Here is a 12366-nt window from a genome sequence, read left to right on the forward strand (position 1 = left end):
ACAAAAGTGGGCCACTGTCTGTGCAGTGGGCCCGAAAGATTACAGATTCCGCAGCGCGGCGACTACTGCATCGCCCATTTCCTGCGTACCGACTTTGGTGCAACCGGCCGACCAGATGTCGCCGGTGCGCAAACCCTGGTCCAGGACCCGGCTCACGGCCTGCTCGATGGCGTCCGCGGCCTCGGTCAGGTTGAAGCTGTAGCGCAACATCATCGACACCGAGAGGATGGTCGCCAGCGGGTTGGCAATGCCCTGCCCGGCGATGTCCGGCGCCGAACCGTGGCATGGCTCGTACATGCCCTTGTTGTTGGCGTCCAGGGACGCCGACGGCAGCATGCCGATGGAACCGGTGAGCATCGAGGCTTCGTCGGAAAGAATATCGCCGAACATGTTGTCGGTGACGATCACATCGAACTGCTTCGGCGCACGCACCAGTTGCATGGCGGCGTTGTCCACGTACATGTGGCTCAACTCGACATCCGGGTAGTCCTTGGCCACTTGCTCGACCACTTCACGCCACAGTTGGCTGGACGCCAGGACGTTGGCCTTGTCCACCGAGCACAGCTTCTTGCCGCGCACGCGGGCCATGTCGAAGCCGACCCGGGCAATACGGCGGATTTCACTCTCGCTGTACGGCAGGGTGTCGTAGGACTGGCGTTCTCCGTTTTCCAGTTCGCGGGTGCCCCGTGGCGCGCCGAAGTAGATGCCACCGGTCAGTTCCCGAACGATGAGGATGTCCAGGCCGGAGACGATTTCCGGTTTCAGGCTCGAAGCATCGGCCAATTGCGGGTAGAGGATCGCCGGGCGCAGGTTGCCGAACAGGCCCAGTTGCGCACGAATCTTCAGCAGGCCGCGCTCAGGGCGGATGTCACGCTCGATCTTGTCCCACTTCGGGCCGCCCACGGCGCCCAGCAGCACCGCATCGGCGGCCCGGGCACGATCCAGGGTCTCATCGGCCAGGGGCACACCGTGCTTGTCGATGGCCGCACCGCCGATCACGTCGTGGCTCAGCTCGAAGCCCAGGCTGTACTTGTCGTTGGCCAATTCCAGGACCTTGACCGCCTCGGCCATGATTTCCGGGCCAATACCGTCACCGGGGAGAATCAGAATCTGCTTGCTCATGCGTTCCTCGTTTGCTCTGTCGGCACGCCCGCAGGCGTGCCCGGAAAAAGTCTATCGCTCGGCCCACAGCACCAGTACATCTGTACTGAACGAACCATCGACCGCAATCTCAAAATATTCACGCACTTCGTTACCCATTGCCTGCTGCAACTGGCGGATCGCCCCCCGCAACGGCTCGGGAGTGCGCATGCGCTCGACCCAGGAGCTGTACTCCAGGCGCAGGCGCTGGCGGCTGGTACTGCGGGTGTGCAGGCCGGCCTCGCTGACCTGGCGCAGCCATTCACCCGCCGAATAATCGCGCACATGGCTGGTATCGCGCAGCACTTCGACGCTTTGCAGGTAAGTGTCCAGCAGCGGACTGCCCGGCGACAAGACATCGATGAACGCCGCCAAGCCGCCCGGCTTCAGTACCCGGCGCACTTCCCGCAGGGCCAGGCCCAGGTCGCTCCAATGGTGGGCCGAGTAACGGCTGAAGACGAAGTCGAACTCGCCATCGGCGAACGGCAGGCGCTCGGCGGCGCCCAGTACGGTGCGGATGTTACCCAGCCCGCGCTCCTGCGCCGCCCCTGCCACCACATCCAGCATCTGCTGGGAGAGGTCGTAGGCCACCACTTCCCTGACCTGCGGCGCGACATGAAAACTGACGTGGCCGGCACCGCAGCCCAGGTCCAGGAGCCGGGCTGTGCCCTTGCCTGCCACCTCGGCCTGCAGCAAGGCGAATTCGGCACCCTGAGCGTGCACGGTGCTGCTCAGGTAAGCCGAAGCCTGCTCGCCAAATTGCTTCTGTACTACCTGGCTGTGGGCGTTGCTGGTCATGGGGCGATCCTTTTGGGCAAGGGAAACGGCGTTCGCTGGCAAGCCAGCTCCTACAACGCCATCCGTAGGGGCCGGCTTGCCGTCGATCAGGCAATCAGGCGTCGCGGAACAGCCAGGGCTGGCTGGCGCGATGCTTGGCCTCGAAGGCGGCGATGGCGTCGCCGTCCTGCAGGGTCAGGCCGATGTCGTCCAGACCGTTGAGCAGGCAATGCTTGCGGAAGGCATCGATCTCGAACTTCAGCACCTTGCCGTCGGGGCGGGTCACGGTCTGCGCTTGGAGGTCGATGCGCAACTGGTAGCCCGGAGTAGCCTCGACCTGCTGGAACAGCTCGTCGATTTCAGCGTCGCTCAGGATGATCGGCAGCAAGCCGTTCTTGAAGCTGTTGTTGAAGAAGATGTCGGCGTAGCTGGGCGCGATAATGCTGCGAAAACCGTACTCCTCCAGGGCCCACGGCGCGTGCTCGCGGCTGGAGCCGCAACCGAAGTTCTCCCGGGCCAGCAACACGCTGGCACCCTGGTAACGCTCGGCGTTGAGCACGAAATCCTTGTTCAACGGGCGCTTGGAGTTGTCCTGGTAGGGCTGGCCCACGTCCAGGTAGCGCCATTCGTCGAACAGGTTGGGGCCAAAGCCAGTGCGCTTGATCGACTTGAGAAACTGCTTGGGAATGATCTGGTCGGTGTCGACGTTGGCACGATCCAGAGGCGCGACCAAACCATTGTGCTGAGTGAAAGCTTTCATGCTGCGCTCCTTAGATCAATTCACGGACGTCGACGAAACGACCGCTGACAGCGGCGGCGGCGGCCATGGCCGGGCTGACCAGGTGGGTACGCCCACCGGCACCCTGGCGCCCTTCGAAGTTGCGGTTCGAGGTCGAGGCGCAATGCTCGCCGGACTCCAGGCGGTCCGGGTTCATCGCCAGGCACATCGAGCAGCCCGGTTCACGCCATTCGAAACCGGCTTCGAGGAAGATCTTGTCCAGGCCTTCCGATTCGGCCTGCGCCTTGACCAGGCCCGAGCCCGGCACCACGATCGCCTGCTTGATGGTGGAAGCCACTTTGCGGCCCTTGGCGATGACCGCGGCGGCGCGCAAGTCTTCGATCCGCGAGTTGGTGCAGGAGCCGATGAAGACGCGGTCCAACTGAATGTCGGTGATCGCCTGGTTGGCGCTCAAGCCCATGTACTTCAAGGCGCGGACGATGGAATCGCGCTTGACCAGATCCATTTCCTTGGCCGGGTCCGGCACGTTCTGATCCACGGCCAAAACCATTTCCGGCGAAGTGCCCCAACTGACTTGCGGCTTGATCTGTGCGGCATCGAGCTCGACCACGGTATCGAACTTGGCGTCGGCATCGGACACCAGGTCCTTCCAGGCCTCGACGGCCAAGTCCCATTCGGCGCCCTTGGGGGCGAACGGACGTCCCTTGACGTATGCCACGGTCTTTTCGTCCGCTGCCACCAGGCCGACACGGGCACCGGCTTCGATGGACATGTTGCAGATGGTCATGCGGCCTTCGACGGACAGCTCGCGAATCGCGCTACCGGCGAACTCAATGGCATGGCCGTTACCGCCAGCGGTGCCGATCTTGCCGATCACGGCCAGGACGATGTCCTTGGCGGTCACGCCGAAAGGCAAGGTGCCTTCCACGCGCACCAGCATGTTCTTCATTTTCTTGGCCACCAGGCACTGGGTGGCGAGCACGTGCTCCACCTCGGAGGTGCCGATGCCATGGGCCAGAGCGCCGAAAGCCCCGTGGGTCGAGGTGTGGGAGTCACCACAGACCACGGTCATGCCCGGCAAGGTGGCGCCCTGCTCCGGGCCGATCACGTGGACGATGCCCTGGCGCACGTCGTTCATCTTGAATTCGACAATGCCGTATTCATCGCAGTTGTCGTCGAGGGTCTGTACCTGAAGGCGGGAAACCTGGTCGGCGATCGCTTCGATCCCGCCCTTGCGCTCCGGCGTGGTCGGTACGTTGTGGTCCGGGGTGGCGATGTTGGCATCGATTCGCCATGGCTTGCGCCCGGCCAGACGCAGGCCTTCGAAGGCTTGCGGCGAGGTCACTTCGTGGATGATGTGACGATCGATATAGATCAGCGCCGAACCATCGTCGCGCTGCTTGACCAAATGCGAATCCCAGAGCTTGTCGTAGAGCGTCTTGCCGGCCATCGGACCATTCCTCATCAGCTTGTTTCTATGCCCCGGGCTCCGATCGTGCGCCGATCAATAACCCTTTGGCTTGTGAGGCCGATCCTATGGCGTTAGATTAAATAACTCAAATTCATATTTTTCATGCTTTGGATAACCAACTGGAATGCAACTATGGACCTGGCCAACCTCAACGCCTTTATAGCCATCGCCGAGACCGGCAGCTTTTCCGGCGCCGGCGAACGCCTGCACCTGACCCAGCCAGCCATCAGCAAACGCATCGCCGGCCTGGAGCAGCAACTCAACGTGCGGCTGTTCGACCGCCTGGGGCGGGAGATCGGCCTGACCGAGGCCGGGCGTGCCCTGCTACCCCGGGCCTACCAGATCATCAATGTGCTGGATGACACCCGCCGCGCCCTGACCAACCTCACCGGCGAAGTCAGTGGCCGCCTGACCCTGGCCACCAGCCATCACATTGGCCTGCACCGCCTGCCGCCATTGCTGCGGGCCTTCACCCGGCGCTACCCGCAAGTGGCCCTGGACATCCAGTTCCTCGACTCCGAAGTGGCCTACGAGGAAATCCTCCATGGCCGCGCCGAACTGGCAGTGATCACCCTGGCCCCCGAGCCCCACTCCCTGGTCAAGGCCACTGCGGTCTGGGACGACCCGCTGGACTTCGTCGCCGCGCCGGAACACCCGCTGGTCAGCAGCGGCCAGGTGAGCCTGGCGGATATTGCCCTGCATCCCGCAGTTTTCCCCGGCGGCAATACCTTTACCCACCATATTGTCCAACGCCTGTTTGAAGCCCAGGGCCTGACGCCGAACATCGCCATGAGTACTAACTATCTGGAAACTATAAAGATGATGGTGTCCATCGGCCTGGCCTGGAGCGTGCTGCCACGCACCATGCTCGACGACCAGGTGGCGCGCATTCCTTTACCGGGCATACAGCTGCACCGCCAGCTAGGCTATATCCTGCATACCGAACGGACACTTTCGAACGCTGCGCGGGCTTTCATGGCCTTACTGGATGCACAAGTCGATTGGCCAGGGAACCCGGCATAACACTCCGGGTATCGCCCGTGCCACGCCGCAGCGCCATGAGTATCCCGCACCCGACGAATGACTCAGCTCAAGGCCTGACCTCCATGCCCAAACCCGCTGACCGTATTCCGCCCTTGCCGCGTATCCATGCTGTCGACCCCCGGGAGTCGGAGCAAAGCTGGGAAAACGCACCGCAGCTGCTCGCCGCCCTCAATGGTGCGCGCCTAGGGGCCTGGTATTGGGATATTGAAAGCGGGCAGATCAGTTGGTCCCGGGGCACCCAGGCGCTGTTCGGCTTCGACCCGCGCCAGCCCTTGCCGGAAAACCTCGAATACCTCGACCTGCTGCCCATCGAGGACCGGGCCAGGACGATTCGCGCCTTTCATTCAGTGCTGGCCGGCGCGCCGCTGGAACACGCCATGCACCACCGCATCCGCTGGCCCGACGGCAGCCTGCACTGGCTGGAGATCAACGGCAGCGTGTTACCGGACAAGCACGGCAAGCCGCGAATGATCGGGGTAATCCGCGAGATCACCCACCAGCGCCAACGCGAAGAAGCCCTCAGCAGTTCGGAAAAGCGCTTTGCCACGCTGTTTCACCTGTGCCCCAACACCGTGCTGCTGACCCGCCTGGAAGATGGCCTGATCAGCGAGGCCAACCAGTACTTCGAAAGCCAGTTCGGCTGGCCCGCCGAGCACGTGATCGGCCGTACCACCCTGGAGATCGGCCTGTGGGTCAACCCCGAACAGCGCGCCCAACTGATCAAGGCGGTCCAGAAGAAGGGCCAGGCCGCCAGCCTCGAAGTGCAATTTCGCGCCAGCAACGGGCAGATCCATGACGGCATCCTCAGTGCCCAGAAGGTTGAACTGGAGGGCAAGGCCTACCTGCTCAGCACCTTTCTCGACACCAGCGAGCGCAAACGATCCGAACAGGCGCTCAAGGACAGCCAGGAGCGCCTGGACCTGGCCCTGGATTCGGCGCAACTGGGCACCTGGGACTGGCACATTCCCAGCGGCATGCTCTACGGCTCGGCCCGCGCCGCGCAATTGCACGGCCTGGAACCCATCCCCTTCCATGAATCCTTCGACGCCTTCTTCGAAGGCGTACCCACCGAAGAGCGCAACTCCATGCGCGATGCCTACCGCAGCCTGCGCGAAGGCCCGGCGGGCAACTATCAACTGACCTACCGGGTGCAACTGGAGGACGGCAGCTCGCGCTACCTGGAAAGCCGCGCCCGCCTCTACCGCGACGAACAGGGCAGCCCGCTGCGCATGGCCGGCACTCTGCTGGACATCACCGAGCAGGTGGAACGGGAACAGCGCCTGATCACCTCCGAAGAGAAATTCGCCAGCCTGTTCCAGGTCAGCCCCGACCCGATCTGCGTGACCTTGCTGGAAACCGGTCAGTTCATCGAGATCAACTCCAGCTTCACCCAGACCTTCGGCTGGACCCTGGACGAAGTGCTCAACCGCAGCGCCGAACAGATCGGCCTTTGGGAAGACGCCGCGCCGCGCCTGCGGCGCATCGAGCAGGTGATTCGTGAACAGGCGCTGAATAATGTGGCAGTGGTGGTCCACCACAAGAACGGCCAGCCGCTGACCTGCATCATTTCCAGCCGCCTGATCACCGTGGACAAGCAGCCCTGCATCGTCACCAACCTGCGGGACATCACCCAGCAGCAGCGCTCGGAGGCGGCCCTCAAGGCCAGCGAAGAGAAGTTCGCCAAGGCCTTTCACTCCAGCCCTGATGCCATCAGCATCACCGAGCGCGACACGGGCCGCTATCTGGAAGTCAACGATGGTTTCTGCCGCCTGACCGGCCACCGCAACGACGAGGTGATCGGCCGCACCATGTACCAGATCGGCATCTGGGCCGAAGAAGCGCAACTCTCCACCTTGCTGGCGGAGCTCCAGATCAAGGGCCGGGTGCACCACCTGGAAATGCTCGGGTGCAACAAGCGCGGGGAAATCCTCACCCTGGAAGTCTCGGTGGAACCCATCACTCTCAACGAAACGCCCTGCCTGCTAATGACCGCCCGGGACGTCAGCCTGCTGAAGAACGCCCAGGCACAGATCCGCCACCTGGCTTACCACGACCCCCTGACCAACCTGCCCAACCGCGCCCTGCTGATGGACCGCCTGAGCCAGCAGATTGCCCTGCTCAAGCGCCATAACCTGCGCGGTGCCCTACTGTTTCTCGACCTCGATCACTTCAAGCACATCAACGATTCCCTGGGCCACCCGGTGGGCGACACCGTGTTGAAAATCATCACCGCCCGGCTCGAAGCCAGCGTGCGCATGGAAGACACCGTGGCACGCCTGGGCGGCGATGAGTTCGTGGTCCTGCTGAGTGGCCTTGAGGGCACGCGCAACGAAGTCAGCGAACAGGTCCGCCAGTTGGCCGACACCCTGCGCGAACTGCTGTCCGAACCGATGTTCCTCGATGGCCAGCGCCTGCAGGTCACCCCGAGCATCGGTGTGGCACTGATTCCCGACCACGGCTCGACCCCCACCGACCTGCTCAAGCGCGCCGACATCGCCCTTTATCGGGCCAAGGATTCAGGGCGCAACACCACCCAGATGTTCCACAACACCATGCAAAAAGCCGCCAGCGAACGCCTGCGCATGGAAACCGACCTGCGCCTGGCCCTGTCCCGGGGCGAATTCAGCGTGCACTTCCAGCCCCAGGTGGACGCCCGCGACAACCGCATCGTCGGCGCCGAAGCCTTGGTGCGCTGGCAACACCCGGAGTTGGGCGCACAGTCGCCGACCGAGTTCATCAAGGTGCTGGAGGACAGCGGCCTGATCCTCGAAGTGGGCACCTGGATTCTCGACGAGGCCTGCCTGGCCTTCAGCCAGTTGATCGATCAGAAACTGGTGGATCCCCAGCACTTCAGCCTGTGCGTCAACATCAGCCCGCGGCAGTTCCGCCAGACCGACTTTGTCGAGCGGGTCGAACACAGCCTGCACGCCTACGCACTGCCCTCGAGCCTGCTGAAGCTGGAGATCACCGAAGGCATCGTGATCCAGAACCTGGAAGACACCATCAACAAGATGCGCCGGCTGAAGAAACTCGGAGTGAGCTTTGCCATGGACGACTTCGGCACCGGCTACTCGTCCCTGACCTACCTCAAGCGCTTGCCGGTGGACACCTTGAAGATCGACCAGTCCTTCGTCCGCGATGCGACCCACGACCCCAACGATGCGGAAATCATCCGGGCCATTGTCGCCATGGCCCGCAGCCTGAACCTCAAGGTCATCGCCGAAGGCGTGGAAACCCCGCAGCAGCTCGAATTCCTCCAGGGCCTGGAGTGCCACCTGTACCAGGGTTTCCTCCATAGCAGGCCGTTGCCGCTGAGCGAATTCAAGAAGCTGCTGGAATGACAGGCACGAAAAAGGGCGCCACCAGGGCGCCCTTTTTTTGCAGCGGTCTTAGTGTTGCAGAGCCGCCTGCTGCGCACCGTTGATCGGGATGCGCTTGGCTTTGGCCTCTTCCGGCACAACCCGCAGCAGGTCGATATTCAACAGACCGTTGCTCAGGGCCGCGGCCTTGACCTCGATATGGTCGGCCAGGCGGAAGGACAGCTTGAATGCACGCTGGGCAATGCCCTGGTGCAGGTAAGTGACGCTTTCATTGGCATCGCGCTTGCCACCGCTCACGGTCAACACGCCTTTTTCCACTTGCAGTTCCAGGTCTTCTTCCTGGAAACCGGCGGCGGCAATGACGATGCGGTATTGATCGTCAGCGTGTTTCTCAACGTTGTAGGGTGGGTAGCTGCTGCCTGGTTCGTTGCGCAGTGCCGACTCGAACAGATCATTGAAACGGTCGAAGCCGACAGAGGAACGGAACAGTGGAGCCAAGGAAAATGCAGTACTCATGGGTGTTTCTCCTGATTATTCAGCGAGTGGTTATCTCCGCGACCCGAATTCGGCATCGCGTACCCAAGAGATAGGGATGGGCTCCAGCGTTTCAAGACATGCCTTAAAAATTTTTTACGCCGCCTCGCTCCGGGGCATGCCCAACAGGCGCCCGACCTGATCCAGCTCGGTTTCCCGGCGCAGGGCGGTGAACAGTTCGACCGCTTCCGGATAGTTGCGGGTCAGCATCGCCAGCCATTGCTTCAGGCGCCCCGGCGCCGAACGCGGGGTCAGTTGCACCACTACCTGAGCCCAGAAATCCTGGAGCATCGGCTGCAGGTCGGCCCAGGACATTTCCACCACTTCTTCACCGGCCCGGGCTGCGGCGATCTGCCGGGCCAGATCGGGACGCGAGACCAGCCCGCGACCCAGCATGATGTCCTCGACGCCGCTGATTTCCCGGCAACGGCGCCAGTCCTCGACGCTCCAGATATCCCCGTTGGCGAACACCGGCACCTTGACCACTTCCTGCACCCGCGGGATCCACTCCCAATGGGCCGGCGGCTTGTAGCCGTCGACCTTGGTCCGCGCGTGCACCACGATATGTTCGGCGCCACCCTCGGCCAGCGCTGTGGCACAGACCAACGAGCCATCCGGGCTGTCGAAGCCCAGGCGCATTTTCGCCGTGACCGGAATGTGCGCCGGCACCGCACGCCGCACATGCTCGACGATCTGGTTCAGCAGCTCGGGCTCCTTGAGCAGCACCGCCCCGCCCCGGGACTTGTTGACGGTCTTGGCCGGGCAACCGAAGTTCAGGTCGATGACCTCACTGCCCAGCTCACAGGCCAGGGCCGCGTTCTCTGCCAGGCACACCGGGTCCGAACCCAGCAACTGCACTCGCAGCGGCACGCCGGCCGCGGTGTGTGCACCGTGCAGCAGTTCGGGGGCGAGCTTGTGGAAGTAGGCAGGCGTCAACAGGCGGTCATTGACGCGGATGAACTCGGTGACACACCAGTCGATCCCGCCAACACGAGTCAGTACATCCCGCAGGATGTTGTCGACCAACCCCTCCATGGGCGCCAGGGCAATTTGCATGAAACACACTCGACAAGAAAACGGGCAAAAAAACGTCCGCCAGTTTACTGGGTTTCGACCTTCAGCAGGAGTTTTACAGGGGCGAGCCAGCCGTTGCAGGCGCCTTCGCTGGCAAGCCGGCGCCTGCACGGGCACAGGGAGGTATCAGGCGCCCTGCAGGGCCGGGCCGTAACCGTCCAGGAACTCGGCGGGCATGCGCTTGGGCTTGCCGGTGGACAGCTCGATGCAGACAAAGGTGGTCTGGGCCCGCAACAGGGTCGTACCGTCGCTCGGGCGCATCAGTTGGAAACGCCGGGTCATCTTCAGGCGCTGGTCCCAATCGACGATCCAGGTGGCCAGTTGCAGCTCATCGCCTTCATAGGCCGCCGCCAGGTAATCGATCTCGTGCCGCACCACGGCCATCGCCCGGTCCAGGCGCCGGTATTCGGCCAGGTCCAGCCCCAGGCGTTGCGAATGTCGCCAGGCGCAACGCTCCAGCCAGGTCACGTAGACCGCATTGTTGGCGTGCCCGAGGCCATCGATATCCTCGGCGGCCACCTGCAGATCGATGACGAATGGCGTTGCCAGATCCCAACTCATGCCCGACTCCCGGTCAGTTTTTTTGACCGGGGCAGTGTAACGGATGCTCAGGCCGATTGGCGCGCTTGCAGATGCCGTCCACTGACCAGCGCCACCACCGCATCCACCACGCGGGAGTCGGCCAATATCCGCTGGTGGCCACCTTCACTCAAGCGCAGGAGACGGCTGTCGAACCAGGCCTGGTGGATGAGCTCCGATTCCTTGACCGGAACGAAGAGGTCATCTTCGGCGTGAATGATCAGGCCGGGCATATCCAACTGATACTGGGCCACGTCCATGGAGGCGGCGCGCATTCCGACCTTCTTCTCCACCTGGCGGATAAAGGCGGAACGCGCCCTGGGCGGCAACCGCATGTAGCTGGCAAAACCGCGCAACACGGCCAGGATACGTGCCGGCGCGGCAATACTGACCAGGGTTTCGGTGCGCAGGCCCAATTGCACCGCGAGCATGGCGCTGGCACCGCCCATGGAGTGGCCGATCACCGCGCGCAGGGGCGGCAATTCGGCTGCTGCCTCCAGCATCGCCCGGGCAAACAGTGCCACGTTTGCCTCATCGCCCGGGGAACGACCATGGGCCGGGCCATCCAGCGCCACCGCAGTATAACCGGCGGCCACCAGGGCCTCGATCAGGCTGGCAAACTGCGTGGGCCGCCCTTCCCAGCCGTGCATCAGCAATACCGTCGGCCCCTGGCCCCAACGCAAGGCTGAAAGCCCGAAACGCAAGGTCAGGCGCTCGGCACGCGCCAGCAGGGGCAACTCCCACTTTCGTGGCGGCAGCTCGCGAGGGGTCATGAATAAATGACGCATCCGATTCGCCGCCCATTGCGGCGCCACCCACCCCAGAGTGCCATTGACGCCACGAATCCAGCTCAATCTGCTCATCACCTACCTCGCCGTTGCACTTCAGGTCATAGCACCGCCGACTTGGCGGCACGCAGCAAACGATCGGACAACTCGCCGGGCCCCAAGGCCCGCGCCAGGGACAGGCCGCCAACCATCAGCGCCATGTCGGCCAGGGCCTTGTCGGTATCTTCGGGGCTGGCAGCCAGTTGCGCGACCATCAGCTCCATGTGTTCGTTCAAGGCCTTGCGAAAGCTCTCGGGCAAACGCCCCAGTTCGCCGACCGAGGCTGGAATCGGGCACGCCTGCTCGGTGGAATCGCGGTGTTTGCGCGACAGATAGAACGCCGCTGCCAACGCCCGGCGCTCTTCGCCGCTGAGGCTTGCATCCATTTCATCGAGCAGGCCGCGTCGATGGGAAAGCAACTGAGTGAAAGCCTCCAGCATCAGCGCATCCTTGCTCTCAAAGTGCGCATAGAAGCCGCCTACAGTCAGGCCGGCAGCCCCCATCACCTCACCCACACTCGGTTCGGCCGGGCCGCGCTGGATCAGTGCAGAACTGGCGGCCTGGAGAATACGTTCGCGGGTTTGAGCTTTTTTGTCGTTCATCGTTACCTCCGAATATTACGGAAAAAATATTATTCTCATAATAATTTTCCGCAAGTCGCCAGTGTGACCGTCGGTCAGAAGCGCAGGCTGAGGAAGAAAGAGAAATTGGCCGAAGGCCAGAAAAACAAAAGGGTCATTCAATGATTGAATGACCCTTAAAAATCCCGCAGAGCGGGTAAACGTGGCGTCCCCTAGGGGACTCGAACCCCTGTTACCGCCGTGAAAGGGCGGTGTCCTAGGCCACTAGACGAAGGGGACA

General features: G+C 62.9%; 11 protein-coding genes and 1 tRNA gene. 2 read left to right on the forward strand and 10 right to left on the reverse strand.

The features are described from left to right. Positions 1 to 39: 39 nt before the first annotated feature. The 4 genes from leuB to leuC all read right to left on the reverse strand — a co-directional run bounded on the left by leuB (position 40) and on the right by leuC (position 4106). Positions 40 to 1122: a 3-isopropylmalate dehydrogenase gene (leuB, locus tag AC1RCO_RS29535; RefSeq protein ID WP_011060378.1), complete on the reverse strand. Its 1083-nt coding sequence runs from the start codon at positions 1120 to 1122 to the stop codon at positions 40 to 42. Positions 1123 to 1173: 51 nt separating this feature from the next. Next, the gene (locus AC1RCO_RS29540; RefSeq protein WP_207238994.1) at positions 1174 to 1938 is read right to left on the reverse strand and encodes a class I SAM-dependent methyltransferase; all 765 of its coding nucleotides are present in this window, start codon (positions 1936 to 1938) and stop codon (positions 1174 to 1176) included. Positions 1939 to 2032: 94 nt separating this feature from the next. After that, the gene (leuD, locus tag AC1RCO_RS29545) at positions 2033 to 2677 is read right to left on the reverse strand and encodes a 3-isopropylmalate dehydratase small subunit (protein WP_015634896.1); all 645 of its coding nucleotides are present in this window, start codon (positions 2675 to 2677) and stop codon (positions 2033 to 2035) included. Between the two features lie 10 nt (positions 2678 to 2687). Further along, entirely contained in the window at positions 2688 to 4106 is a 1419-nt protein-coding gene (gene leuC, locus AC1RCO_RS29550) for a 3-isopropylmalate dehydratase large subunit (protein WP_015634895.1), read from the reverse strand. 153 nt (positions 4107 to 4259) lie between these two features. On the opposite strand from leuC, the gene AC1RCO_RS29555 reads away from it, so the two are divergent. After that, positions 4260 to 5150: a LysR family transcriptional regulator gene (locus AC1RCO_RS29555; protein WP_011060374.1), complete on the forward strand. Its 891-nt coding sequence runs from the start codon at positions 4260 to 4262 to the stop codon at positions 5148 to 5150. An 83-nt stretch (positions 5151 to 5233) separates the two neighbouring features. Then, positions 5234 to 8512 carry an EAL domain-containing protein gene (locus AC1RCO_RS29560; RefSeq protein WP_401335927.1) on the forward strand — a complete coding sequence of 1093 codons (3279 nt, stop codon included), beginning with the start codon at positions 5234 to 5236 and terminating at the stop codon, positions 8510 to 8512. A 48-nt stretch (positions 8513 to 8560) separates the two neighbouring features. Here the strand turns inward: AC1RCO_RS29560 and AC1RCO_RS29565 are convergent, their stop codons facing one another. The 6 genes from AC1RCO_RS29565 to AC1RCO_RS29590 all read right to left on the reverse strand — a co-directional run bounded on the left by AC1RCO_RS29565 (position 8561) and on the right by AC1RCO_RS29590 (position 12365). Continuing rightward, the gene (locus AC1RCO_RS29565; protein WP_011060372.1) at positions 8561 to 9007 is read right to left on the reverse strand and encodes an Hsp20 family protein; all 447 of its coding nucleotides are present in this window, start codon (positions 9005 to 9007) and stop codon (positions 8561 to 8563) included. A gap of 114 nt (positions 9008 to 9121) precedes the next feature. Beyond that, positions 9122 to 10081, reverse strand: coding sequence for a tRNA dihydrouridine synthase (locus tag AC1RCO_RS29570; RefSeq protein ID WP_011060371.1), 960 nt, complete (start codon positions 10079 to 10081; stop codon positions 9122 to 9124). 144 nt (positions 10082 to 10225) lie between these two features. Continuing rightward, the gene (locus tag AC1RCO_RS29575) at positions 10226 to 10660 is read right to left on the reverse strand and encodes an acyl-CoA thioesterase (protein ID WP_011060370.1); all 435 of its coding nucleotides are present in this window, start codon (positions 10658 to 10660) and stop codon (positions 10226 to 10228) included. A 47-nt stretch (positions 10661 to 10707) separates the two neighbouring features. Next, positions 10708 to 11541 (reverse strand): alpha/beta fold hydrolase, encoded by an 834-nt coding sequence (locus AC1RCO_RS29580; RefSeq protein ID WP_053157343.1) that lies wholly within the window; start codon positions 11539 to 11541, stop codon positions 10708 to 10710. Between the two features lie 26 nt (positions 11542 to 11567). Next, the gene (locus AC1RCO_RS29585; protein WP_011060368.1) at positions 11568 to 12107 is read right to left on the reverse strand and encodes a TetR/AcrR family transcriptional regulator; all 540 of its coding nucleotides are present in this window, start codon (positions 12105 to 12107) and stop codon (positions 11568 to 11570) included. A gap of 182 nt (positions 12108 to 12289) precedes the next feature. Then, positions 12290 to 12365, reverse strand: a tRNA-Glu gene (locus AC1RCO_RS29590). Position 12366: the final 1 nt, after the last annotated feature.

This window comes from Pseudomonas sp. GW823-FHT03E05 (assembly GCF_058796855.1).